This is a genomic window from Kushneria aurantia DSM 21353, from assembly GCF_000382245.1.
Taxonomy (GTDB): domain Bacteria; phylum Pseudomonadota; class Gammaproteobacteria; order Pseudomonadales; family Halomonadaceae; genus Kushneria; species Kushneria aurantia.
In genome coordinates, this window is the sequence record NZ_KB907864.1 from 8,424 (window position 1) to 33,097 (window position 24,674).

The 24,674-nt window shown below is 64.4% G+C and carries 23 protein-coding genes; 9 read left to right on the forward strand and 14 right to left on the reverse strand.

The genetic code is table 11. The features are described from left to right. Nucleotides 1-61 precede the first annotated feature (61 nt). From H146_RS0103025 to gmhB, 3 genes are read right to left on the reverse strand one after another with little or no spacing between them, the layout of a single operon-like run. Nucleotides 62-607, reverse strand: a complete 546-nt coding sequence (locus H146_RS0103025; RefSeq protein ID WP_019950373.1) for a DUF924 family protein — start codon at nt 605-607, stop codon at nt 62-64. Beyond that, nucleotides 604-1,794, reverse strand: coding sequence for an FAD-dependent monooxygenase (locus H146_RS0103030; protein WP_019950374.1), 1,191 nt, complete (start codon nt 1,792-1,794; stop codon nt 604-606). Before H146_RS0103030 ends, H146_RS0103025 begins: the two co-directional genes overlap by 4 nt. A gap of 34 nt (nt 1,795-1,828) precedes the next feature. Further along, nucleotides 1,829-2,416: a D-glycero-beta-D-manno-heptose 1,7-bisphosphate 7-phosphatase gene (gmhB, locus tag H146_RS0103035; protein ID WP_019950375.1), complete on the reverse strand. Its 588-nt coding sequence runs from the start codon at nt 2,414-2,416 to the stop codon at nt 1,829-1,831. A gap of 112 nt (nt 2,417-2,528) precedes the next feature. Between gmhB and H146_RS0103040 the strand changes: the two genes are divergently transcribed. Further along, nucleotides 2,529-2,990, forward strand: a complete 462-nt coding sequence (locus tag H146_RS0103040) for a DUF4168 domain-containing protein (protein WP_019950376.1) — start codon at nt 2,529-2,531, stop codon at nt 2,988-2,990. A 136-nt stretch (nt 2,991-3,126) separates the two neighbouring features. On the opposite strand, the gene H146_RS0103045 is transcribed toward H146_RS0103040, so the two are convergent. The 3 genes from H146_RS0103045 to H146_RS0103055 form a co-directional block, all read right to left on the reverse strand. Beyond that, nucleotides 3,127-5,130 carry a ligand-gated channel protein gene (locus tag H146_RS0103045; RefSeq protein WP_019950377.1) on the reverse strand — a complete coding sequence of 668 codons (2,004 nt, stop codon included), beginning with the start codon at nt 5,128-5,130 and terminating at the stop codon, nt 3,127-3,129. A 300-nt stretch (nt 5,131-5,430) separates the two neighbouring features. Continuing rightward, nucleotides 5,431-6,357 (reverse strand): hydroxymethylglutaryl-CoA lyase, encoded by a 927-nt coding sequence (locus tag H146_RS0103050; protein ID WP_019950378.1) that lies wholly within the window; start codon nt 6,355-6,357, stop codon nt 5,431-5,433. Beyond that, nucleotides 6,354-7,583, reverse strand: a complete 1,230-nt coding sequence (locus tag H146_RS0103055; RefSeq protein WP_019950379.1) for a CaiB/BaiF CoA transferase family protein — start codon at nt 7,581-7,583, stop codon at nt 6,354-6,356. The genes H146_RS0103050 and H146_RS0103055 overlap by 4 nt, the downstream gene beginning before the upstream one ends. A 173-nt stretch (nt 7,584-7,756) precedes the next feature. Here H146_RS0103055 and H146_RS0103060 point away from each other — a divergent pair, with 173 nt between their 5' ends. From H146_RS0103060 to H146_RS0103070, 3 genes are all read left to right on the forward strand, one after another. Next, nucleotides 7,757-8,668, forward strand: a complete 912-nt coding sequence (locus tag H146_RS0103060) for a LysR family transcriptional regulator (protein WP_019950380.1) — start codon at nt 7,757-7,759, stop codon at nt 8,666-8,668. A gap of 174 nt (nt 8,669-8,842) precedes the next feature. Continuing rightward, entirely contained in the window at nt 8,843-9,109 is a 267-nt protein-coding gene (locus H146_RS0103065; protein WP_019950381.1) for a hypothetical protein, read from the forward strand. Between the two features lie 3 nt (nt 9,110-9,112). Beyond that, nucleotides 9,113-10,630, forward strand: a complete 1,518-nt coding sequence (locus tag H146_RS0103070) for a sodium:solute symporter family protein (protein ID WP_019950382.1) — start codon at nt 9,113-9,115, stop codon at nt 10,628-10,630. Nucleotides 10,631-11,324: 694 nt separating this feature from the next. On the opposite strand, the gene H146_RS0103075 is transcribed toward H146_RS0103070, so the two are convergent. Beyond that, nucleotides 11,325-11,900, reverse strand: a complete 576-nt coding sequence (locus H146_RS0103075; protein ID WP_019950383.1) for a nuclear transport factor 2 family protein — start codon at nt 11,898-11,900, stop codon at nt 11,325-11,327. Between the two features lie 103 nt (nt 11,901-12,003). Between H146_RS0103075 and H146_RS0103080 the strand changes: the two genes are divergently transcribed. Together H146_RS0103080 and H146_RS21825 are read left to right on the forward strand one after the other, a co-directional pair. After that, on the forward strand, nt 12,004-12,891 hold the full coding sequence (locus H146_RS0103080) for a LysR substrate-binding domain-containing protein (protein WP_019950384.1): 888 nt from the start codon (nt 12,004-12,006) through the stop codon (nt 12,889-12,891). A gap of 412 nt (nt 12,892-13,303) precedes the next feature. Continuing rightward, nucleotides 13,304-13,750: an EamA family transporter gene (locus H146_RS21825; protein ID WP_211213280.1), complete on the forward strand. Its 447-nt coding sequence runs from the start codon at nt 13,304-13,306 to the stop codon at nt 13,748-13,750. A gap of 57 nt (nt 13,751-13,807) precedes the next feature. On the opposite strand, the gene H146_RS0103090 is transcribed toward H146_RS21825, so the two are convergent. Genes H146_RS0103090 through glyQ form a run of 3 tightly spaced genes read right to left on the reverse strand, consistent with a single transcriptional unit; the run spans nt 13,808 to nt 17,405 of the window. Further along, nucleotides 13,808-14,353, reverse strand: a complete 546-nt coding sequence (locus tag H146_RS0103090) for a GNAT family N-acetyltransferase (RefSeq protein WP_019950385.1) — start codon at nt 14,351-14,353, stop codon at nt 13,808-13,810. Next, nucleotides 14,350-16,443 (reverse strand): glycine--tRNA ligase subunit beta, encoded by a 2,094-nt coding sequence (gene glyS, locus H146_RS0103095; protein ID WP_019950386.1) that lies wholly within the window; start codon nt 16,441-16,443, stop codon nt 14,350-14,352. Before glyS ends, H146_RS0103090 begins: the two co-directional genes overlap by 4 nt. Then, entirely contained in the window at nt 16,443-17,405 is a 963-nt protein-coding gene (gene glyQ, locus H146_RS0103100; RefSeq protein ID WP_019950387.1) for a glycine--tRNA ligase subunit alpha, read from the reverse strand. The genes glyS and glyQ overlap by 1 nt, the downstream gene beginning before the upstream one ends. A gap of 128 nt (nt 17,406-17,533) precedes the next feature. Between glyQ and rfaD the strand changes: the two genes are divergently transcribed. From rfaD to H146_RS18275, 3 genes are all read left to right on the forward strand, one after another. Further along, a complete protein-coding gene (gene rfaD / locus H146_RS0103105; RefSeq protein WP_019950388.1) occupies nt 17,534-18,481 on the forward strand; it encodes an ADP-glyceromanno-heptose 6-epimerase in 948 nt (315 codons plus the stop codon). Continuing rightward, nucleotides 18,478-19,482: a lipopolysaccharide heptosyltransferase II gene (gene waaF / locus H146_RS0103110; RefSeq protein WP_019950389.1), complete on the forward strand. Its 1,005-nt coding sequence runs from the start codon at nt 18,478-18,480 to the stop codon at nt 19,480-19,482. Before rfaD ends, waaF begins: the two co-directional genes overlap by 4 nt. Nucleotides 19,483-19,575: 93 nt before the next feature. Continuing rightward, nucleotides 19,576-20,676 (forward strand): glycosyl transferase family 90, encoded by a 1,101-nt coding sequence (locus H146_RS18275; RefSeq protein WP_019950390.1) that lies wholly within the window; start codon nt 19,576-19,578, stop codon nt 20,674-20,676. Nucleotides 20,677-20,752: 76 nt separating this feature from the next. Here H146_RS18275 and ddlA read toward each other — a convergent pair whose 3' ends face one another. The 4 genes from ddlA to H146_RS0103135 form a co-directional block, all read right to left on the reverse strand. Continuing rightward, nucleotides 20,753-21,859 (reverse strand): D-alanine--D-alanine ligase, encoded by a 1,107-nt coding sequence (gene ddlA, locus H146_RS0103120; protein WP_019950391.1) that lies wholly within the window; start codon nt 21,857-21,859, stop codon nt 20,753-20,755. A gap of 78 nt (nt 21,860-21,937) precedes the next feature. Next, nucleotides 21,938-22,975: a glycosyltransferase family 4 protein gene (locus H146_RS0103125; protein ID WP_019950392.1), complete on the reverse strand. Its 1,038-nt coding sequence runs from the start codon at nt 22,973-22,975 to the stop codon at nt 21,938-21,940. 66 nt (nt 22,976-23,041) lie between these two features. Continuing rightward, nucleotides 23,042-23,851 carry a glycosyltransferase family 2 protein gene (locus H146_RS0103130; RefSeq protein WP_019950393.1) on the reverse strand — a complete coding sequence of 270 codons (810 nt, stop codon included), beginning with the start codon at nt 23,849-23,851 and terminating at the stop codon, nt 23,042-23,044. Beyond that, complete coding sequence (locus tag H146_RS0103135) at nt 23,848-24,672, reverse strand: DUF3413 domain-containing protein (protein WP_020647658.1); 825 nt, start codon at nt 24,670-24,672, stop codon at nt 23,848-23,850. The genes H146_RS0103130 and H146_RS0103135 overlap by 4 nt, the downstream gene beginning before the upstream one ends. Between the last annotated feature and the right edge of the window lie 2 nt (nt 24,673-24,674).

A 24,674-nucleotide genomic window follows, 5' to 3' on the forward strand; every position in this document is an offset into this window, starting at 1 on the left:
CGATTTTTTGTGCCCTGCCATCCCTGGCGGGCACCCTTCGGGCCGCCACTGCGTGCCCGTATCAGAAGCGATTGCCCGGCGTGTCCAGAAAAGCGAGTTCTGCGGCGCTGCTGTCACGGCCCAGGGCAGCGTTGCGCTGCGGATAGCGGCCGAAACGTTCGAGCACGCCGAGGTGGCGCCGCTCGGCGTCAAGGTTGCGTTCCAGCCCGGGCTGGTCAAAAAGCGCCAGCGCCTGCTGGTGGATGATCAGCGATTCGCTGTGCATGTAGGGCATATAAAGGAAGGGGCGCTCGGTTATCGACAGCCGGCCGTCGACACCTTCGGTGACGGCCTGCTGAGCGAGCGCCAGCGCCAGCGGATCGTGGGAGAAGGCGCGCGGATCATCGCGGTAGAGATTGCGCGAGAACTGATCGATGACAATGATTTCCGCCAGTCGGCCGCGGTCGTCGTCGCGCCATGTGGAAAGCTCGCAGCGTCGCGCCGCCTCGGTCAGGGGCGCGAAGCGTGCAGCGATGTCATTGTCCAGCGCCGGATCGTGGCGAAACCACTGTTGTGGCGTGAGCGCTTCGAACCAGAACGCCAGCACCTCCTCCGGTGTGACACTCATCGTCGCGGTGATTCGCCGCTGGCGATCGACATCAGCAGGCGCTTGGCATGGGTGAAGTGGTTGGCGCCGGCCAGACCGCGCTCGGCGAGTTCGCGTAGCGGTGCCGGCGCACGGGTGTAGAGGTAGTGAAGCTGCTCGACGGCCAGTAGCATGGCGCCATTGCGCGGTCGCTGGCGGCGCTGATAGCGGTTCAGAGCGTTGCTGTCACCGGGGGCGTCGGCGTTCTCTATTTCGTCAGCCAGTACGCGGGCGTCCTGCATGCCGAGGTTGACCCCCTGGCCGGCCAGCGGATGAATGACGTGGGCGGCGTCGCCGATCAGCGCCAGCCGCTGGTCGACGTAGCGACAGGCATGCAGGCGGCGGATAGGGAAGTGGCCGCGACCGATGATCGCCTCGACGCCACCCAGGCGCTCGGGAAAGGCGTCCTCGATGGCGTGGATCAGGGCGTCGTCATCCAGCGCGGCGCGGCGCCGGGTCTGCGTGGGGCTGTCGTACCAGATCAGCGAAGCCTGACGCTCATGCAGCGGCAGCAGCGCCAGCGGGCCACTGGAAGTGAATACCTGCCAACTGGTGTGGCCGGGCGATTCGCTCAGGCGCACGTTGACCGCCAGCGCCTCCTGGGCGTAGTCGCGCTGGTGGCTGGCGATACCGGCCAGGTGGCGCAGCCTCGAGCGCGCGCCGTCGGCGCCGACGATCAGCGCCGCTTCCAGCTGCCGGCCGTTTTCAAGTTCGGCGCGTACGCGCTGCTCGTCGCGCTCGAGCTCGGCGATGGCACTCTCCTCGATCAGGCTGATGCGCTCGCATTCTGCCAGTCGCTGCCACAGCGCTGTACGCAGACGGTCGTTCTCGACGAAAACGCCAAAGCGCTCGCGGTCGATCTCTTCAGCGCTGAAGGCGAGCGCCGCCGGGTTATCGCGACTGCCCGCTTCGATATGGTCGAAGTCAGTCATAAAGCGCGCCGGCAGATGATCCATCACCCCTGCCTGCTCGAGCATCGTCAAAGATGCGGCGTTGAGCGAGGTGGTGCGCAGGGTTAGCGCGTCGTCCGGCATGGAAGGCGCGGCATCGGCATCGAGCACCGCGATGCGATAATCGGTGCGACCGGCCAGTCGGGCGGCCAGCGTCAGGCCAACGATGCCGCCGCCGTTGATCACAATATCGAATCTTTGCGTGTCGCTGTGGGCCATGCGCTTGTCTCCGGGTTGCGAGGGTGACGGCCGCTCAGGCGCGGTCGGAGGGGAACAGCAGAGCCGGCTCTGCGGCCAGCAGACGGTTGGCGAACTCGAGCAGCGAGTCGGCGATGATGACCTCGTCGGGGCGCTCGAGCTGGTCGAGATCGCCCCGGGTGATGCGGCCCTTGCCGGTCAGTACCAGGGCGGTGCGGCAGCCGGCACTCTGGCCGGCCTGCAGGTCACGCAGACTGTCGCCTACCATCCAGGCGTTATCGAGGTTTTTGAGCCCGCACAGATCGCGAATCTTAAGCAGCATGCCGGGACGTGGTTTGCGCATTTCGCTGTCGTCGTCGGGGCCATGGGGCGACCATACGACATGGTCGATTCTGCCGCCGGCAGCCTCGACCTCGCGGTGCATCCTGTCATGCATGGCGTCAAGCGTTGGCTCATCGAAGTAGCCACGGGCGATGCCCGATTGATTGGTGGCCACCGCCAGCTGCCAGCCGGCCTGATGGAGGCGGGCGATCGCCTCCAGCGCCTGGGGAAAGGCGATCCACTGTTCGGGGCTGCGAATGAACGCAATCGAGTCTTCGTTGATAACACCGTCGCGGTCGAGAATGATCAGGCCCTGTGTCATGGCGGCTTCCCCCGGGAATCAGACCTCAAGTCTAGCATCCGCAGTGCGCGCCTGGACGCCCCGCCGGGGGTGGATTACATTGACACCAAATCACTGTTATTCGGAGTTTGCGATGAGAAAGGTCAATTCCCTGCTGGGCGCCGCCCTGCTGAGCCTCGGCGTGCTGGCCGCCGGCCCGGCCATGGCGGCGTCGCAATCCCAGCCGCAGCAGGGCGCCCCGTCGGCGCAGCAGGCGCCGCAGCCGGTGGACCCGGGCACGCTGTCGAGCCAATACAGCGACGACCAGTTGCACTCCTTTCTGGAGGTCAACCGTGACATGATCCCCGTGGTCAGGGACCTCTCCCGGCGCAGCAGCAACATCGAAAACCGTGAGCAGGCGCAGGCGCTGATGGAAGAGTTCCAGACCAGCACCCAGCAGTCGCTGCAGGAGCACGGCCTGTCGGTGCAGAACTATCAGCAGATCGGCCTCGACGCCTCGCGCGACAGTGCCCTCGAGCAGCGCCTGATCGATATGGATCCCGAGCTCTACCAGCGCCTGCAGGCCCTGCAGTCGCAGCAGCAGCCGGCGCAGTAAGGGCTCACTACGGCTCTGGAGAAGCCTGCGTCAGGGTGATTCATGAACCAGGCGATGTATAAAAAAGAGGCCGGCCCGTCGAAAAACGGGCCGGCCTCTTTCATGTCGCCTTTTGTCGCGCCGTGACGCCCGGCGCTCAGAAGGAGAGGTCTACCCCCACCCAGTAGCGCCGCCCATCCAGTACCCTGCCGTAGGTAGCGTAGTCGATACCACGATCGAAAACGTTGTAGACGCCGAACAGCAAATCCGTCGCGGCATTGACGGCCCAGCTGCCGCCGGTATCCACCATGGCATAGGAGGGCGCCGGCTCACGGCCCCCGGTAGGCCCTCGCCCGCCGACCGGCTGACTCTCCTTGCCGGTAAAGGTCAGTCGTGACCACAGCTCGAGGGTCTCGGTCGAGTCCCAGTCGAGGCGGGTGCTGAAGAGGTGGCGCGGCAGCTGAGTCAGTGGCCGGCCCTCGTACTCTCCCGATTTCTGCTCGGAGTCCGTGAAGGTATAGCTGGTGGTCAGGTCGAGCTCTTCGGCCAGCGGCGTCTCCAGTGACGCCTCGACCCCCTGAGTCACCGCTTCATCGACATTGATGCGATAGGTGGGGTTGGCGCCGAACCGGTTGTCGCCATCGGTACAGATGTCGCTCGGGCAGGCGACGCGGGTGATCTTGTCGTCGAAGTCATTGTGGAACAGGGTCAGGCTGCCGAGCAGGCCGTTGGGAGCGCTGTAGTAGAGCCCCAGCTCCTTGTTGAGCGAGGTTTCGGGTTCAAGATCGGGATTGCCGTAGATATTGCCACCGCGGCTGATCTGAACCCATTGCGGGGTGAGGTTACGCAGAGTGGGCGCACGATAGCCGGTGGAAACACCGCCCTTCAGGGTCCAGCGCGGCGTCATGCCCCACACGCCGTAGAGGCGTGGGCTAAGGTGCGTACCGAAGTTCTCGTTGTCGTCCATGCGTAGCCCGGCGGTGAGCGAGAAGCTGTCGGTGACGAACCACTCGTTTTCGGCAAACAGTGCCCACTGATAAAGGTCAATGTCAGAGAGATCGGAGGTGGGGTTCTGGTTGCCGCCGTCGTAAAGCTCCTGCTGCTCGAAGTTGGCGCCGAAGGAGAGCACATTATTGGAAAACGGTACCACCATGCGGCTGTCGGCCACGGTGTTGGTGATCTCGATACTGCGGCGTTCATTGCGGGTTCTTTCGCGCTGCACGTAGGTGTCGGTGGTGCCGAAGCTGTAGTTGCCGCTATGGCCGATACTGTAGTGGACCCGCTCATGGTCCTCGGTGCGATCGCTACAGCCGCCGCGACAGCCCTCGAGCGGCACGGTATTGCCTACGGTGGAAACACGGTGCTGGTTTTCTATTCCCGCTTCCAGGCTGAAATTGTTGTGTTCGTTGGGCGTCAGGCTGAGCCGTGCCGTGCCGGTGCGCAGTGCTTTCTGTTCGTAGCCCTCTTCGATCATGTGGTCTTCTTCGCGGGTCTGATACTCGCCCCACACCTGCAGTCCCAGCAGCGCCTCGTGCAGCGGCCCGGCGACGTAGAACTGACTCTGCTGGGCGTTGCCGGAGTCGCTGTCTTCCTGCAGTGTGGCGCCGACACGCACGTTACCGTGCCAGTCATCGGGTACGCTGCGGGTAATGATGTTGATGACGCCGCCGATGGCGTCGGAGCCGTAAAGGGTCGACATCGGCCCGCGAATAACTTCGATGCGCTCGATTGCCTGCAGCGGCGGCAACCAGTCCTGCTCGTAGCCGGCGCTGCCGTTGGGGCGCGATTCTCGACTCGACTGACGGCGACCGTCGACCAGAATCAGAGTGTACTCGGCAGGCATGCCGCGCATGCTGATGTCCTCGCCGCGGTCGCCGCCACCGCCACCGCTAACGATAACCCCGGGCACCTGGCTCAGCGCATCGGTGACGTCGCGATAGTTCTGATCTTCCAGCTCACCACGGGTAATGACACTGATCGAAGCCGGTGCGGTAACGACCTGCTGGGCATAGCCGGCGGCGGTGACCACCATGGTATCGCTGGCGGGTACGGCTTCGCTGGCAGCCGTCAGGGCGCTCAATGAAGCGGCAGACAGGCCCAGCGCGAGGGCCGAAAGACGCTGCGGATTTCGACGCTGCACAGCGTTCTCGAGTGTAGGCATGAGGTTCCCCTGGATAACGGACGGCGTCTATGAGGTGTGCCGTTCAAGGCAGTGATGATAATAATTTTTATTTGCATATGATATAGAGTGTAAATTTCATTTAAGTGTTGTCGTTATTACCCATCCGGCAAGGCGGCGGCGGCGCAGGAACCGCGATGTATGTATGTATGGAGGGAGGGAGGGAGGGAGGGAGTGATGGATGTATGGAGGGGCGGTCAGCGCCCGTCAAAAGTGGAGGCCATCGGGGAGGGGTAGAGCGCACTTCGGCTTCCGGATATTACGGGACCGGTGATCGAGGGCTCAGGTCACGCCTGCCGGCAGTGGGTAGCGACGCTCGGCGCGGCCGGCCCTGACCACCTGGCCGGGGGTGTCGTGGCCTACCAGCGCCGGCAGGGTTTCGGAGACCCTGATCAGCGCATCGAGATCGACGCCGGTATTGATGCCCATCTGCTCGAACATATGCACCAGATCCTCGCTACAGACATTGCCGCTGGCCCCGGGGGCAAAGGGGCAGCCGCCGAGGCCGCCCAGTGCCGCATCGAAACGGGTCACGCCGGCCTGCCAGCCGGCCAGCGCATTGGCCAGTCCCATGCCGCGGGTATTGTGAAGATGTAGCGTCAATTCGAGCCTCGGGTGGTGTGTGAGCACTTGCTCGCATAGCGCGCCAAGCTGGCGCGGGTTGGCCATACCGGTGGTATCGCACAGGCTGACGCCATCCACGTTCAGGGCGTCGAGCCGGGCGACGATCTCCAGCACTTTTGCCGCCGTCACCGGCCCCTCGAAGGGGCAGCCGAAGGCGGTGGAGAGGGAGGCGTTGATGCGCACCCCGAAGGCGCGTTCACGCACCCGTTTGATCAATGCCTCGAAGCGTTCCAGTGACTGCCAGGGCGTCATGCGCAGGTTGGCCAGGCCGTGGCTGTCGCTGGCCGACAGCACCAGATTGTGTTCGTCGGCATGGCTTGCCAGGGCGCGCTCGGCACCGCGCTGGTTGGGTACCAGGGCGACATAACGTACCCCGCCGTGGCGGTGAATACCCGCCATCACCTCGGTGGCGTCGGCCAGGTGGGGAATCGCCTTCGGCGAGGTGAAGGAGGTCGCTTCGATGGCGGCCACGCCGGTGGCCGAGAGGGCATCGATGAGCGCGATCTTGTCGGCGGTGGGTACAAACCGCGACTCGATCTGCAGACCGTCGCGGGGTGCCACTTCGTTGATATCAACGCGTCTCATGCTTGCGCCTCCGGGACGCTTTCATGCAGTACGCCGCGCTCGAACAGCGCGCGCTGGGTCTCGGCATCGATGCCCAGTTCGTCGAGCACCGCCCGGGTATGCTGGCCCAGCCGCGGGCCGCCGCCGCCCACCCGGCCGGGGGTACGGCTCAGTCTGGGCATCACGCCCGGCACCTTCAGCCGGCGGCCGGTCTCGGTCGTGATGGTCTCGATTATCCGGCGTGCCTGGTAGTGCGGGTCGGCGACGATGTCGCGGGCGGTGTAGGGATAGCCCGAAGGGACGCCGGCGGCTTCCAGTACTGCCAGCACCCGGTCGCGATCGTGCTGCGCCGTCCACTCGGCGATGGCGGCATCGATGCGCTCGGCGTGCTGCGAGCGGCCGTCGTTGTGGGCCAGTGCCGGCTCCTCGGCAAGATCGTCGCGGTCGATCGCCTGCATCAGACGCCGGTAGATGCTGTCGCCGTTGCCGGCGATCAGCACATGCTCGCCGTCGCGGCAGGGGTAGGCATTCGACGGCGTGATGCCGGGCAGGGCGCTGCCGCTGGGCTGGCGCACCACGTCGGCGCCGTCGTACTCGGGAATCAGACTCTCCATCATGGCGAACACCGACTCATAAAGCGCCACATCAATGTACTGGCCGAGGCCGCTGCGGTGGCGCTCCTGCAGCGCCAGCAGGGCGCCGATCACCCCATAAAGTGCCGACAGCGAATCGCCCAGGCTGACGCCCACCCGCACCGAACGCTCGCCGGGATGGCCGGTGAGATAGCGCAGCCCGCCCATCGCCTCGCCGATAACGCCGAAGCCGGGTCGGTCGCGGTAGGGGCCGGTCTGGCCGTAGCCGGAGATGCGTACCATGATCAAGCCGGGATTGAGCGCGCTGAGCGCTTCCCAGCCCAGCCCCCACTTCTCCAGCGTGCCGGGGCGGAAGTTCTCCACCACGATGTCTGCCTCGGCGACCAGCCGATGCACGATCTGTTGGCCCTCTTCACTTTTCAGATCGAGCGACAGCGAGCGCTTGTTGCGGGTCTGCACATGCCACCACAGCGATGTGCCCGCCTCGAGGATGCGCCAGCGTCGCAGCGGATCGCCGCTGCCGGGTGGCTCGATCTTGATCACGTCGGCTCCGAATTCGCCGAGCAGTCTGGTGGCGAAGGGGCCGGCGATCAGCTGGCCCATCTCCAGCACTTTTAATCCGGCCAGTGCCGGGGTCTGATCGGTAGTGGTCACGATGGCTCTCCCGAAGATGGTCTATGACGAGCATGGCGGAGGTGCCAACGGTGCTTCAATTGGAGTTTGACCAAGGCAGCGTTCGCAGAATGCGAAGACACTGACATAATAACGGCTTCCGATATCCGCCCTCGCCGTGCAGGGCGGGCGTTGTAGCCCACTTTGGAGCTCCCGTGAAACGTCTGGATTTCGTCACCCTGCGCCTGTTTGTGGCGATTGCCGACGAGCGCAGCCTGACCCGTGCGGCACAGCGCGAGCACCTGGCGCTGGCGGCGGTCAGCAAACGAATCAGTGATCTGGAGGGGCAGCTGGGTTTTTCGCTGCTCTATCGCCGCCCACGCGGCATCGAACTGACCGCGGCGGGGCATGCCTTTCTGCACCATGCGCGCCAAATGCTTGATGACCTCTCGCGGCTGGATGCCGACATGAGCGAGTACAGCATTGGCATCAAGGGTCATATACGCCTGCACGCCAACACCTCCTCGGTTATCGAGTTTCTACCCGACGACCTCGGTGAATTCATGGACCGTTTCCCGCAGATTCGTGTCGATCTGCGCGAGCGGGTCAGCCACGAGATCGTGGGCGCGGTACGCGACGGCCTAACCGACATCGGTCTGTACGCCGGCCATGTTCCCGCCGAAGGCCTCGATGCCCGCTGCTGGCGCTGCGACCGGCTGGTACTGGTGACACCGGCAGGGCATCCACTGGCGGCGCACGGTGAAGTCGCGTTGGCCGATACGCTGGACAACGACTTTATCGGTCTCGAACAGGACACCTCACTGCAGGGACTTTTGCAGCGCGGCTCCAGGGCGCTCGATCGTCCGTTGCGGATGCGTATTCAGGTGCGCAGCTTCGAAGGCATATGCCGCATGATCGACCGTGGCATGGGGGTCGGCATATTACCCGAGCGCGCGGTGGCGGCGGTTCGCCACGGCCTGCAGCTTGCCGTCGTGCCGCTGGCCGATGACTGGGCCAGGCGCGAACTGCATCTGGCGGTGCGTGACTACCAGCGTCTGCCGGTGATCGCGCGTCAATTGGTCGACCATCTGATGCGCTGTGCCAGCCGCGAGGGGAGTGCCGCCTGAATCTTCCACGATCAGCGTGTGAAATTTTCGACCAAGGTCCAGGCGCTTCGCGACCGGCGAAGAGGCGCTTGCTCAATCATCAATATCCAGCGTGCCATGCGGCTGGATAGAGTCCCTGCAGATTAACGCCAATCGGTAAAGCGCCGCTTTCACCGCCTCTGGAAGGAGAACGATATGGCCGGAATGTCCGAGCCAGTGCGCAAGCGCCGGGTGTGGATCGGTTTCACACTACTTTTTGTGCTGATCAACCCCTGGTATTTTCCCGCCGGCATGGCCACGTCGCTGATATTCGGCATTCCGCTGTGGGCGCTGATCGTGCTGGCGGCGTCGCTGATGCTGTCGGTGTTTATCAGCTGGGTGGTGATGACCCAGTGGCACACCGACAGCGATGAGCGCTATGGCGGTGCCAACGGTCCGCACGACCGTGAGGGAGAGCGATAAGCCATGGACGTCGAACTGGCATTCAGCGGTTGGTCGGGCATTCTGGTACTGGCGCTCTACGGTGCTCTGATGCTCGGCGTGGGGCTCTACGCCTTCCTGCGCAATCGTGGTATGCGCGAAAGTCTTGATGAGTACTACCTCGGTGGTCGCGGGCTGGGGGTGATGGTGCTCTTTTTCACCTTCTTCGCCACCCAGTACAGCGGTAACACGGTGGTCGGCTATCCGCCCGCTGCCTACCGCATGGGGTATCACTATCTTGTGTCAGTGCCCTTTTTCATCATGATTATCATGGTGTATCTATTTTTCGCGCCACGCCTTTACGCCCTCGGTCGGCGCTTCAGCCTGCTCACTCCGGTGGACTGGATCGCGCTGCGCTTTGGTTCGCGGCGGGTCGCCATTCTGGCGGCAATGCTGATGCTCTATGGCCTGGCCAACTATCTGCTGGAGCAGTTCGTGGCGATCGGTCAGGGCGTGGCCGGACTGACCGGCGGCACCATTCCCTACCAGGTGGGGGTGATCTTTTTCATCGTTATCATGGTCGCCTACAGCTGGCTGGGCGGCATGCGCTCGGTCGCCTGGACGGATACCCTCCAGGGGCTGGCGCTGCTGTTCGGTGTTTTCACGCTGCTGTTCGGCTCGCTCTACTATTTTGGCGGCCTCGGCAGTGCCGCCGAGCAGATGCAGGCCGTAAGCCCCGACAAGCTGGCACCGCCCGAGGGCCCGGCGCTGATGCGCTGGTTCAGCCTGCTGGTGCTGGTGGGTATCGGCGCGGCGATCTATCCCCACGCGGTGCAGCGTATCTTCGCCGCCCAAAGCGAGGCGACGCTCAAGCGCTCCTTCATCCGCATGGCCTATATGCCGTTTTTCACTGCCGGGGTGGTGTTCATGGTCGGCATCATCGGCATCGCTGCCTTTCCGGGGCTGACCACCGCCGAGTCGGAGCAGCTGGTGGGTGTCATGGCCAACGCCCTGGCCAATCAGAATGCGTTTTTCTACTGGGCCATGGTGCTGCTGTTCGGCGGCGTGATCGCGGCGATTGTCTCCACTGCCGACTCGGTGCTGCTGACCTTCTCGTCGATCGTTTCCAACGATCTCTACGGCCGTTATATCCGCCCCGACGCCAGCGAGTATCAGAAAGTGCTGGTGGGCAAGCTGGTGGGGCTGGTGGCGGTGGTCATCCTGGTGCTGGTCGCCTGGTATCCGCCCGCCACGCTGTATCAGATTTTCGTGCTCAAGTTCGAGCTTTTGATTCAGACCGCGCCGGCGCTGGTGCTGGGGCTTTACTGGACACGTCTCAACGAGCGTGCGGTGTTCACCGGCATGCTGGTGGGCGCGCTGCTGGCGGCCGGCTTTACCTTTATCGGCCTGCGTCCGCTGGGCGTCTACAGCGGCCTGTGGGGACTTTTGCTCAACCTGGCGATCTGCGTGGGCGGCACGCTGCTGTCGGCGGCTTCCGAGGAGAAACGCGAGCACGCCCGGGAAGTGATCGGTTTTTGCTATATGAGGGGCGGCACACCCTGAATCAGAGGGACGGGGCCGCACCAGTTCGGCTACCGAGTTCAGACAGAAGCTGACCCGTTGCCGGGTAGCGCCGCGACACGGCAACGGAAATGTCGGCTGCCTCGAGGGCGTCAATCCGTTTGCGCTGGGCGAGATCAGTGTCAACGACGGTGTGAATCACCCTGCGGATCGCTGATTCATCTCTCCTGCGACCGACATCGGGGTACTGGCGCGCGAACTCGCCCGGAATCCGTAAGGGAAACGCTGAATAAATCGCCGAACGAGATGAAGGGCAAGGCGCACGGCACGCAGAGACCGAGACATAACATGGGGTCAGGCGAGCTTTCGACCGGGCTGGCGCACCAGTGCCGCGCAACGCAGCCATTCGCTCGTGTAGGCATTTATGCAGTGGTTCCCAGGAGATCAAGGCCGGTTATATCCTCGGTCATGCCCGGGCGGATGCCGCTACCTGGCGGTTTTATGCCCAGGCTTGTGACAGCTTCGTCATGCAGCATCATGATGCGTCGCGCATAGCGCAGCAGCGGTTCACCATCAGCCGTGCGCCCTGGCCATGTTTCACGTGAAACATTCGCCGTTCACGCTTCGCTCAGCAGCTTCTCCAGCACCGCGAAGCGCAGGTTGCCGCGGCTGGGAATGCCAGGGCGTTCGTCGCCTCAGCGCCTTTTTCTCATCAATGGCTATAACGGGGGCGTCGTTAGCCGTGAAGCCATGCCAGAGCGCTGCTGCGCATGGTCATTTCCAGCTCACTACCACGGGTAGCGAAGACTCGGTCTGGAGGGAAGCCACTCTTCTCCAGCAGATAAGCCAGCGCGGCATACTCAGAGGGGTACTTCTGGACCACCTCGGCGTCGATCTCCTGCGGGCCGGCCGGAAAGTTAAAGGTGCCCATGTCATAGATGCTCTGGCGTTTGAGCAGCTTCCACTGGCTATCGCGTTTTTCGGCCAGATCATAAAAACGGTTATGCACGCTGCAGCCAAGGTTCAGGCGTTTGTTCTGGGCGATGATAACGGCATTGGTCTCCACAATGGCTCGCTCCCCGTTGAAGGTGACAACAGGCGTACCGATCAGGTGTTTGGTGGCAAGGTCAGAGGCGCCCATGCGTTTGGAGCCTTCAATAAAGCCGGTGAAAGAGCCTTCATACCAGGTCACTTCGATGATGCCGTCGGGGTGGAATAACCCCGCTAATTTCTCCCACTGCCCAATGTCCCGGTGAATCCAGCCGGTTATCAGGTCAGTAATCTGCAGGCGGTCTTCAAGATAAGTGTTCATGGCATGCTCTTTCGTGTGGGGCATATCAGTATCCTGTTGCGCTACTCTTGACTCAAATAGATTGATTTGAATGATTAATCACTAAAAATGAAAGGTTGAGGTTATGGAGCTACGCCATCTACGTTATTTCCTCGCCGTGGCGGAAGAAGGGCACTTTGGCCGCGCCGCCGAGCGCCTGCATATCGTGCAATCGGCACTCAGCATGCAGATACGCGCATTCGAGGATAAGCTCGGCGGACCGCTCTTTATCCGCACCAGTCGCCGAGTAGAGCTCACCGACGCAGGTAAATTGCTGCGCAGTGAAGCAGAGCGCATTCTTGCTCAGGCGGCCCATACCCAGCGAACGGTGGAGCGATTACTGCGCGGGGAAACCGGTACGGTACGTATCGGCTTTGCCGGAAATGCCGTATTCAGTGGCCGTTTGATGGCGGATGTACGGGCCTTTCATGCGGCCTTTCCCGATGCTGACGTGGAGCTGCGTGAGCTTGCACCCAGGGCGCAGGTCGAGGAGATTCAGGCAGGGCGTCTGGATATTGGTTATGCCCCAAACCACGCAGGCGCGATGGATGAGGGTGCCCTGTGCTACGAGCGTATTGGCGCATGGTCCTTTCTGCTGGTAGTGCCGGAAAACCATCCCCTTGCGGCGACGCCATCATTGCGGATGTCGATGCTGAATACCGAAGCGCTGATTATCTATGCCGCCCATGAAGCGGATGATCGGCTATTGGAGGGTGTTCGTCGCGCCCTTGGGCATGAGCCCAGAGTTCACCGCATGCACAGCACCTTGAGTGTGCTGGCTCTGGTGGCCTCGGGAATGGGCATGGCGCTTGTGCCTGAGCCGCTGGCGCAGGTGCGCCTTCCCGGCCTTGCCTATCGTCTCCTTGAGGATTTGCCGCAGCAGGCTGAGCTGCTGCTGATTAGCCGTAAAGTTGAGAGTGGTGGCGCTGCGCGGGAGTTTCTCGAGATCGCCCACCAGGCTTTGCGGGATTGAGTTGGGTTGAAAGTATCGAAGCCCAGCCGATGATTGATCCGGTTGCAAAAATTATCGACGCATATCAGAACTCAATCTTCGTTAACTATCTCGGGTCTGCCCCGGGATGCGGCTAAAAACAAAGTCTCCGGCGGCTTCTTTGGGCTTGAGCAGGTCGGCTGGTCGGCCCTTGCCACTGTGCTTGTCACGCCTCGACGAGGCGCCAGAGGCTATTTTCGGCGCCGAATCGGAAGTGCCCGGCAAGCGGGTCATCGAGGTGGGGTGGTGGTGCAGATGAAATATCCTGCGCGGGGCTTCATGGGGACAGCTCCCTTGCCAGATGGGCGTGCGGCATCAGAAATTCGGTGAGTCGCTCAACAAACTGCGAAAGTGAGCCCGGGTCGATAGCAACGGTATCGACAAAAATACGCCATTGACGTTGTTTCTGTGCATCGGCTGCAATTTTCGGCCCGAGTGCGTCAGGCGGTTCGAATGGAATTGGTGTCTCGCGCCGCGCAAATCGCGTCAGCACCAGCTCGAAGCTCTGCCCTTCGGGATCAAGAGGGGCAAGGCGGAGTATCGGGGCTGCTGTAGCTATCGAGACGTTGACTGTGCCGCCGCCTCCGACGGCATCAGTCTCTTTATCAGCCAGTCGGCAAAGGGTTCGGCGCTGTCGGGCGCCTTGTCGCTGGGCGCCTACTGGATCGTGATCTGGGCGATGAGTGTGGCGCCGATCGGGATGGTCGCTGCGCTGCGGGAAACGAGCGTACTGTTCGCCGCACTGATGTCGGCGCTGGTGTTGCGCGAGCCTCTGACGCGCTGGCGTGCGGTGGCGGCAGCGCTGATTGTGGTCGGCATGGTCGTGACCCGCGTCGCATGAGGCGGCGGGCCGCCCTCCATGGCGCCCTGGCCATGTTTCACGTGAAACATTCGCCGTTCACGCTTCGCTCAGCAGCTTCTCCAGCACCGCGAAGCGCAGGTCGTCGCGCTTCGGAATGCCAAAGCGTTCATCGCCGTAGGGGAAGGGGCGGTACTCGCCGCTGCGGCGATAGCCACGCCGCTCGTACCAGCCGATCAGTTCAAGCCGTGCATCGATCACGCACATCGTCATGCGCGTTGCGCCCAGTTCGTCACGGGCGGTTTGCTCGGCTTCCATCAGCAGAGTGCGGCCGATGCCGTGGCCCTGCTGCCAGGGGCGCACGGCAAAAAGGCCGAATTCGCCCACGCCCTCGGTCACGTCGATGCGCGCACAGGCGAGCAGCTCGCCGTCGCCCGGCTCGGCGCTCTCGGCCAGCACAATGCGCGTATTGGCCTGCGCCAGCGCGTCTTCCACCAGCGCCGGGGTAATGCGGCCGCCGTCGAGCAGGTCGGCTTCGGTGGTCCAGCCGCTGCGGCTGGGCTCGCCGCGATAGGCCGAGGTGACCAGCGCCACCAGCGCCGGCACATCGGCCGGCGTGGCGCGGCGAAAGCGCAGTCTTGTCATGACTGGCCCAGCTGGGCGATATCGGCGACTTCAAGGAAGAGCCCCTGCAGGCCGGCCAGCAGCGCCAGTCGGTTGCGGCGCAGGGCGTCGTCGTCGCTCATCACCATGACGTCGTCGAAAAAGGCATCCACCGGCGCTTTCAGCTCGGCCAGGGCATCCAGCGCGCTGGCGTAGTCGCGGTTGGCGATCAGCGGCGCGGTTTCGGCACGTTTACCCTCGATCGCCTCGAAAAGCGCGCGTTCGGCCGGCTCCACCAGGCGGGCGCGATCGACATCGGCGGGCGCCTCATCCTGTTTGGCAAGGATGTTGGCAACGCGCTTGTTGGCCGCCGCCAGCGCCTGGGCCTCGTCGCGGTGGCTGAAGGCGTGCACCGCATGCAGGCGGCGCTCGAAGTCGAACGGATGGCTAACCGGCCGCGCGCGCACGGCGAGAAATGTTTCGGCGCTCATGCCGGCGTCGGTAGCGCGGCTGCGGAAGCGGTCGAGCATGTAGTCGAGCACCTCGTCGACCAGCGGCGCGGCCGCGTCGATGCGGTCGTGCTGCTGCGCTGCGAGCCCGAGCAGCTCGCGCAGGTCGAGATCCAGCTCGGCGCCCACCGTGATGGCCAGCACGCCGATGGCGGCGCGGCGCAGGGCGAAGGGGTCGCGGGTGCCGGTGGGACGCTGACCGATGCCGAAGATGCCGATCAGGGTGTCGAGACGATCAGCGATCGCCAGCGCCTGGCCGGTAGCGGCAGCGGGAATGTCGTCGCCGGCGAAGCGCGGCAGATACTGCTGGTAGAGGGCATCGGCGACGGCGTCGTCCTCGCCGTCCAGGCGCGCATAGTACATGCCCATCACGCCCTGCAGCTCGGGGAACTCCAGCACCATCTCGGTGACCAGGTCGCAGCGCGACAGCTCGGCGGCGCGCTCGGTGTTCGCCGTGTCAGCGCCGATACGTTCGGCGATGGCGCGCGCCAGCACCGAGACCCGCGCGCTCTTGTCGGCCATGGTGCCAAGCTCTTTCTGGAACACCACGCTTGCCAGCTGTTCGATGCGCGAGGCGAGGGGGCGGCTGCGGTCGGTATCATAGAAGAAGGCGGCGTCGGCCAGTCGCGGGCGAATGACGCGCTCGTTGCCCTCGATCACCTGCTGCGGGTCGCGGCTCTCGATGTTGCTGACGGTGATGAACGCCGGCATCAGGTTGTTGTCTGCATCGAGCAGGTGGAAGTATTTCTGATTGGCCTGCATCGACGAGATCAGACACTCCCGCGGCACGGCCAGAAAGCGCTCGTCGAAGCGTCCGGTCAGCGCCACCGGCCACTCCACCAGACCCACCACTTCATCGAGCAGTTCTTCCTCGATCACTGCCGTAGCGCCCAGTTCGCGCGCCTGGCCGCGCACCTGCTCGATGATCATGTCGCGTCGTCTGAACATGTCGGCGATCACGTAGCCGGGGCTCTCGAGCTGCGCGAGATAATCGTCGGCGTGGTCGAGGGTGATGCTCTGCGGACAGTGAAAACGGTGGCCGCGGGTCAGGCGATCGGCGCTCAGCCCCAGTACCTCGCAGGGCACCACCTCACTGCCGTAAAGCGCCACCAGCCAGTGCACCGGACGCGAGAATTCGACCCTCGAGGCGCCCCAGCGCATGCGTTTGGGTACCGGCAGGGCATCCACGGCGCGGCGCAGGATCTCCGGCAGCAGCGCCGCGGTGGTCTCGCCGGGCTGGGTGTAGCGGTGGCCGAGGCGTTCGCCCTTGTCGGTGTCGATGCGCGAAAGTTCGCTCACCTCGATGCCCAATGAGCCGGCAAAACCGCTGGCCGCCCTGGTTGGATGGCCCGCCTTGTCGAAGGCGGCCGCGACCGCCGGGCCAAGGCGTTCGACGTCGCGATCCGGCTGACGCGGATCGAGTCGGGTGATCTGCACCGCCAGTCGCCGCGGCGTGGCCCAGGGCAGCACCTCGCCAAAGTGCAGGCCGGCTTCCTCCAGCCCGCCGCGAATGCCGGTCGCCAGGGCGTCAACGAGGCCGGCCAGCGCCAGCGGCGGCAGCTCTTCGCAGCCCAGTTCGATCAAAAGCGTCTGCGCACTGGCGGTGGATGTGTCGGACGCCATTAGATCGCCTCCTTTTGAGCGGTGAGTTCGGCGCGCAGCTCGGGGTCGGCCAGCGGAAAGCCGGCCGCCTCCCGCGAGGCGTAGTAGGCGTGGGCCACGTCGCGGGCGAGCGTACGCACGCGCAGAATATAGCGCTGGCGCTCGGTGACCGAGATGGCGTGGCGCGCATCCAGCAGGTTGAAGGTATGCGACGCTCTGAGGGTCTTTTCATAGGCGGGCAGCGGCAGCCCGGCCGCCAGCAGGGCGTTGCAGTCGCGCTCGCAGTGGTCGAAGTCGGCAAACAGCGTCGGCACGTCGGCGTGTTCGAAGTTGTAGGCCGACTGCTCGCGCTCGTTTTGCAGATAGACATCGCCGTAGCTGACCGTCGCGCCGTCCGGCGCCCGGGTCCAGACCAGGTCGTAGACGCTGTCGACATCCTGCAGGTACATGGCAATGCGCTCCAGTCCGTAGGTCAGCTCGCCCATCACCGGATAGCACTCGATGCCGCCGGCCTGCTGGAAGTAGGTGAACTGGGTCACCTCCATACCGTTGAGCCAGATCTCCCAGCCCAGCCCCCAGGCGCCAAGAGTGGGGGACTCCCAGTTATCCTCGACGAAGCGGATGTCGTGCACCAACGGGTCGAGCCCGAGGTATTCCAGCGAGCCCAGATAGAGCGCCTGAAAATTCTCCGGCGAGGGCTTCATCACCACCTGGAACTGATAGTAGTGCTGCAGGCGATTGGGATTCTCGCCGTAGCGGCCGTCAGTGGGGCGGCGCGAGGGCTGTACGTAGGCCGAGCTCCAGCGCTCCGGCCCGATGGCGCGCAGGAAGGTGGCGGGGTGAAAGGTACCGGCGCCTACCTCCATATCCAGCGGCTGCATGATCACGCAGCCGTGCTGCGCCCAGTACTGCTGCAGGGCCAGTATCAGGCCCTGGAAGGTTTTCACGTCCGGCGTCGACGCGTTCGTTGCGGAAACCGTCATCGGCAGAGATCCCGTGGCCCATGAATTCAGTGGGTCACGAGTATACAATCAGCGCCATGGGGGTGACAGGGCGGGCCCGGCACGCAGCCGCCTTCCTGTGCACCACACACCGTTTTCGAGGGGGCGACATGATCGTTGTTACCGGCGGCGCCGGCTTTATCGGCGCCAATCTGGTCAAGGCACTCAACGCGCGCGGCCGCGAGGATATCCTGGTGGTCGACGATCTGAGCGATGGCCGGCGTTTTATCAATCTCGCCGACTGCCGCATCCAGGACTATCTCGACAAGGATGATTTTATCGACCGGGTGCGACGCGACGCCCGTCTGCCGCGCATCGAGGCGGTCTTTCACGAGGGGGCCTGCTCGGACACCACTGAGTGGAATGGCAAGTACATGCTGGCCAATAACTTCGAGTACTCGAAGGTGCTGCTGGCGTTCTGCCAGACCCACCGCATTCCCTTCCTCTACGCCTCCTCGGCGGCAGTTTATGGCGGCAGCGAGGTGTTCCGCGAGGCGCCACAGCACGAGAAGCCGCTCAACGTCTACGGCTACTCCAAACTGCTGTTCGACCAGTACGTGCGCGCCTGCTTCGACAGCCTTACCACCCAGGTGGCGGGCTTTCGCTACTTCAACGTCTACGGCCCTCGCGAGCAGCACAAGGGGGCGATGGCAAGCGTCGCCTTTCACCACTACAACCAGGTGATGCGCGGCGAGAACCCGAAGCTGTTCGGTGCCCATGACGGCTATGAGGCGGGTATGCAGAGCCGCGATTTCATCCACGTCGATGACGTGGTGGCCGTCAATCTGTGGTTTCTCGACAACCCCGAATGTTCCGGCATTTTCAACCTCGGCACCGGTCGCGCCGAGCCTTTCAGGACGATCGCCGAGACGGTAACCGACGTTACCGGCCGCGGTGAGGTCGAATACATCGATTTCCCCGAGCATCTCAAGGGGCGCTATCAGAGCTATACCCGCGCCGATATCACGGCGCTGCGCGAGGCGGGCTATGCGGGTGAATTCCGTGATCTGGCAACCGGCGTGCGCGACTATCTCGGCTGGCTGGGCGTCGGTTCGTGAGCGAGGCGAGCGGCGAACGGGTTCTGGTGGTCGGTCCTTCCTGGGTAGGCGACATGGTGATGGCGCAGAGCCTTTTCATGACGCTCAAACGGCGCGACCCGGAGTGCGTGATCGACGTGCTGGGGCCGGCCTGGTCGGCGCCCATGCTCAGCCGCATGCCCGAGGTACGAAACCCCATAGTGCTGCAGGTGGGCCACGGCGAGGCGGGTTTTAAAAAGCGCTGGCAACTGGGGCGCTCGCTGCGCGGGCAGTACGACCGCGCCATTGTGCTGCCGCGCTCGCTCAAATCGGCGCTGGTGCCGTTCTTCGCCGGCGTGGCGAAGCGGGTCGGCTTCACCGGCGAGCAGCGCTATGGGCTGCTCACCGAGCGCCGCCGACTGGATAAAAGCGTGCTGGATCAGACCGTCAAGCGTTTTGTGTCGCTGGGGCTGCCGGTCGAAGGGGTGTCCGAGCCGCTGCCGCAGCCCCGGCTATTGGTCGATAGTGAGCGCCAACACACCCTGAAAGCCGAGCATGGACTGGGGGAGCGGCTGATCGCCATGATGCCGGGGGCGGAGTACGGCCCCGCCAAACAGTGGCCACTTGACTACTTTCGCCGCCTGGCGCAGCACGTGAGCGAGCGGGGCGCCCGGGTGATCGTGCTGGGCGGGCCGAAGGACGCGCCGGCCGGAGAAACCATCAGCGAGGGGCTTCCGGGAGTGGTCAATCTATGCGGCAGAACCTCGCTCACCGACGCCGTCGACCTGCTCGCCGCCTGCGATCAGGCGGTCAGCAACGACTCGGGTTTAATGCATGTTGCTGCCGCAGTGGGCACTCACTTGCAGGCCATCTACGGCTCCTCGTCGCCGCACTACACGCCGCCGCTGACCCACAGTGCCGATATCCACTGGCGCGACCTCTCCTGCTCGCCCTGCTTCGAGCGCACCTGCCCGCTGGGGCATACCAACTGCCTGAAGGAGATCGAACCGGGGCAGGTTATTGCGCGGCTGCCGGCGCTCTGAACCCGTGATTATTAAGAAAATCTGAGCTTTGAGGCGGAGCGATTTTGGGTTTCTATAGGCGCCACCTTCACTGCCCGGGCATGGGTAACGTCAATGGATCTCTGGTCCCGCAGTCGTAAATTTCGCTTTTATAGCGCCGGTATCGCTGCCGAGCTGTTGCCCGATGCGCTCTTTCGTCAGCGCCTGAACCGCTTGCTGGACGGTCTCGATGATGAGGAGATCGCCGCGCTGATGCCGCGGGTCAACTACTACAACCGCCTTGCCACGCCCTTTGACCCCGGCGAGGAGTCGGCGCGGGTGGGTGATTTCCGCGATACCCGACGCGGCACCTATTATCTCGACGCGCGCCGTGTGGTGCGCCATTTTCCCGTTGAGGCGCGCTTCGCCTGGCGCTTTGGCGACATCACCCGGGTGGCCGAGCGCCCTGCCATCGTCAAGAGCCGACCCATCAGCGACGACCCCGCCGGCAATGCCAACAATGTGCTGCTCAAGCTCAACCGGGTGCGCCACTTCCAGTTCGTACGCGACCGTCTGACGACCGCCGATAAACATCCCGGCCTGGTGTGGCGCGGCCACTGCCACCACGACAATCGCCGCGAGATACTGCGCCGCTTTCATGATCACCCGCGCATGGATGTCGGTCAGACCGACCGCCACCGCAGCGAGCGCGTTGACTACCGACCGCCGCTGTCCATCGACGAGCAGCTGCGCTATCGCTTCGTGCTGAGCCTCGAAGGCAAGGACGTGGCCACCAACCTCAAGTGGATTCTCTCCTCCAGCTCGATCTGCATGATGCCGCCACCGCGCTTCGAGACCTGGTTCATGGAAGGCGCTCTGCAGCCCTGGGTGCACTATGTGCCGCTGGCACCGGGCGGTGCCGATCTGGAGGAGAAAATGGACCTCTGTCTCGCCCGTCCCGAACTGGGCGAAGAGATCGTGCGCAATGCCAACGCCTGGGTCGAGCAGTTCCGCGACGCGCGTCGCGAACGGCTGCTGGAGCTTTTGGTGATGACACGCTATCTGGCGCTGGCGGACCAGTTGGAGCTACCGGCGCGGCTGGCGCCCTTCATGCCGGAGTGTGTCGGTTCAGCGGCTGGCGCTCAGAAGGCGCGCGCCCAGCGCCATGAAGATCGCTCCCATAAGCCGATCCATCGCCCGCGCAAGCCGCGGCAGGCGGCGCAGTCCGGCCGATAGCCGGGCGGCGCCGAGGATGACCGCCGGCAGGTGATGGGCCACCGGCGGTGTATCTGCGGATGCGCAGGCCTTCGCTTCAGCCGTGAATCGAGTTCGACAGCCGCTGATCCTGTTGGTGACGTTCCAGCGCCAGCTCGATCAGCCGCGTGACCAGCGCCGAATAGCCCAGCCCGCTGGCCTGCCACAGCTTGGGATACATGCTGATGCGGGTAAAACCGGGCAGGGTGTTGATCTCGTTGATGATTACCCGCCCATCGGCGGTCAGAAAGACGTCCACCCGCGCCAGCCCGGCACATTCAAGTGCTCGAAAGGCGGCCAGCGCCACCCGGCGGATCTCCTCGCTGGTGGCGTCGTCGATGGCGGCGGGCACCGCGACGCTGGCGCCGGTGTCGCTGATGTACTTGGTGTCGTAGGAATAGAAGCCGCCGTCGTTGACCAGGATCTCGCCGCACACACTCGCCTCGGGCGCGTCGTCGTTACCGAGAATCGCGCACTCGATCTCGCGACCGACGATAGCGGATTCAATCAGCACCTTGTGGTCGAATGACAGCGCCAGTTCGAGCGCCTCGTGCAGCTCTGTGGCACTCGACACGCGGCTGACGCCCACCGATGAGCCCTGGTTGGCCGGCTTGACGAACAGCGGCGTGCCCAGCTCGGCGCTCAGTGCCGCGAAGTCGGCATGAGCGGCACTCCTGCGGGTCAAGGTGGTAAAGGGCGCCACGGCGAGGCCGGCATCGCGCAGCAGCCGCTTGGTGATGTCCTTGTCCATGCCCACCGCCGAGCCCAGCACGCCGCTGCCCACGAACGGCAGGTTGAGGGTGCGCAAAAGCCCCTGCAGCGAGCCGTCCTCGCCGAGAGTGCCGTGCACGATGGGGAAGATGACATCGAGCTGGTCGAGCGCCGCGCTCTGCTGATACTCGATCAGCTGCGCCTGCTCGCGGCCCGGAATGAGGGCCAGGTCGCGGCCCGAGTGGTGCAGGGCGATGCGCTCGGGATCGTCGGCGTTGACCAGAAAGTCGGCGGCGTCGTTGATGTGCCACTGCCCCTGGCGGTCGATGCCGATCAGGGTCACCTCGAAGCGCTCGCGATCGAGCGCATCGACGATATTGCGGGCCGACTGCAGCGATACTTCGTGCTCGGCGGAGCGCCCGCCGAAGATCACGCCGACTCTGATTTTTTCCATGCTGGTGGCTCCCGATTGCTGCGTCATCCGTCTACAGCGGTCAATGATGCCACGTTCACACTGTTCTGTCGGCGCCGCTCAGCGACTCTCGGCGACGATTCGCTCATAGAGCGCCAGATAGGCCTCGGCCATGGCGGCGGGGGAGTAGTCGGCGAGCCTGGAGCGGGCGCCGGCGACCAGCCGTGCGGCGCGCTCGGGATCGGCGGCGAGCGCGGTAACGGCGTCGACCAGCGCATCGGCGTTGTCGGGCGCAATCAAAACGCCGCTGTCATCGTCGTGAACGATATCCGGGATACCGTCGACACGGCTGGCGATGATCGGCACGCCGGCGTTCATCACGTCCAGCAGGGTCGAGCCGAGCCCCTCGTGGCGCGACGGAAAGACGAACAGGTCCATCACCGCCAGGTAGTCGCCGAGGTTGTCGTGAAAGCCCTCCCAGACGATGTTGTCGAGTCCCGCGCTCTCCGCCTTGAGTGTCTGCTCGTCCTCGCCCTCGCCCAGCATCAGAAAGAGCATATCCGGATGGCTGTCGGCCAGCCGGCGGGCGGTCTCGATAATCAGTCGCTGCCCCTTGTGGCGGTCGACCAGGGCACCGATATGGCCGACGACGCGATGGCCCGCGAAGCGGTGGCGCAGCGTCTCGACCACCGTCTGGTTGGTGGTGAAGCCGGCCAGCGCGCTGGGAATGCGCGTGACCGGACACCAGTCGCGCTGGCGCAGGTGCGCCTCGATGGGCGAGGAGATCGCCACCGCGGTAGCGGCGCTTTGGTACACCAGGCGGTTGAAGCGCTTGTTCTTCACCGCCTGCGGCACCCGGCGGGTGAGCAGCCAGGGCTTGTGCGCCAGTCTTGTGTGCCACCAGCTCCAGTGCGCTGCGCGCGCTTCGTGGGCGTGAACCAGGTCGGCGGTGGGCGTGCGACGATGTCCCTGCCACATCTGCGCCGCGGCCACAAAAGTGAGCGCTTGCACACCATGCAGTGCATGTCGCAATGGCGAGTCGTCGCGGCATACCAGACTCTGCTCAAGGCCGCGCTCGGCCAGTTGTTCGATCAGCAGCTGGGTCTGACGCTCACCGCCACGAAAGCCGCGGGCCAGATTGACGTGGCAGATTTTCAAGATATGGCTCCGTGAGAACAGAGGGCGCAATGCGGTTAAACAGCCGAGCGTGCGGCGCGCAGAGCGCTACCAGACCCGGTCGAAATCCTCATGCTCGCGCACCCTGGGGTCGCGCTGATACTCCAGCAGTTTGGCATATTTAAGGTAGGCGTTGAGGCTCGCCGATAGCGCCACCGACAGGCCATCGACGCCGGCAGTAAAGCCGCGCTGGAACAGGTATTTGCGCAAAAAGGCGTTAGCGCCGTGGATGAAAGGTGAGCAAGCGTTCACTTTCTTGCCCTTGAGATACATGATCTTGGCCGCCCGGGTAGAGAAACGCCCGCCCGCCTTGGTGAAGAGTTCGCTCAGGTTGGCAAAGGAGTAGTGGTCGATATCGGCCTCCAGCCGACAGGGGCGGGCGGCCTGAACCGAGGCGTGCTGGCGGCTGTCGCCGAAGGCGGTGCGCTCGCGGTTATAAAGGCGCAGGCAGTAGTCGGGGTACCAGCCGCAGCTTGTGATCCAGCGTGAACCGATGTGGTTGCGTCGGCGCAGGGCGAAGCCGTCATGCTCGGTTGCGGCCAGATCGAGCGCCGCGATGGCCGCTACGGCCTCGTCGCTCAGTCGTTCATCGGCATCCAGCGACAGCACCCAGCGGTGGTGGGCGTGGCTCGGTCCAACGTTCTTTTGCGGGCCGTCGCCCAGGTAGGGCTGGTCGATCACCGTCGCCCCCGCTGCACGGGCCAGCTCGCGGGTGGCGTCGCCGGAGCCCGAGTCGACCACGATCAGCTCGCTGCACAGCCGTGCCAGCGAGGCCAGACAGGCGGTGATGTTGGCCGCTTCGTTCTGGGCGATCACAACCCCGGTGATCGGCAACGGGGCGTTATCGGCACTGCTCATGGCGATGCCGTGGCGCGGGTATCGGCGCTGCTGTCATCGGGTGTGCTGTCACTGGTGGCGCCGTCGTCGGGCTCGGCGCCATCGGGGGTGACGCCCGGCGAGGCTGCGTCGCCGTCGCGTGTGGTGACAGGGTCGACGCTGTCATCGATCACCGGAGCGTCGCTCGCGTTGCGCTGGCTGGCCGCTTCCAGCGCTTCCGGTACGGGCGTGGCGGGGCTGCCCAGGGCTTCTTCGCCGGTGGCCGCACTGTCGGCGCCGCCGAGGGCAGCAGTCTGGTCGGCGTCGGTGGTCAGATCGATGGCCACACTGGCGATCAGCAGCAGCGGCATCAGCAGCAGCGCGCTGCCCACCGGGAAGGCGATGCGCCGCGCGCGGGCAAATACCCGCCAGGCGAGCCACAGTGAAAAGAGCGCCGCCAGCACCACAAAGCTGCCGGTCAGCAGCCACCAGCCGGTGCCCGGCACGACCGGCGTGCGGCTGCCCAGTTCGAGCAGATGCAGGTCGCTGGTGGTCATGAGGCGCGTGTCGAGGATGATGGCGCCCAGCCCGAGGGTAGCCAGCACAGCGGCGGGCCACACCATCCAGCGGCGTTTGAGGAACAGCGCCAGCAGCGCCAGCACGATCCATGCCGCGACTGCCAGGGTGCCGAAGCCGCCCAGCCAGACGCTCACCAGCCAGGCGATGCCCAGCGGCGTCTCCCGCGGTGTGACGGTAGGCAGATAGCTCAGCGATACCAGCCACACCAGCAGCAGCGTGAAAAGTGTGTAGAAGGCGCTGGCGCGAAGCCGAAAACGAAGTGAGTCTTCACTTATGCGAGGCATTG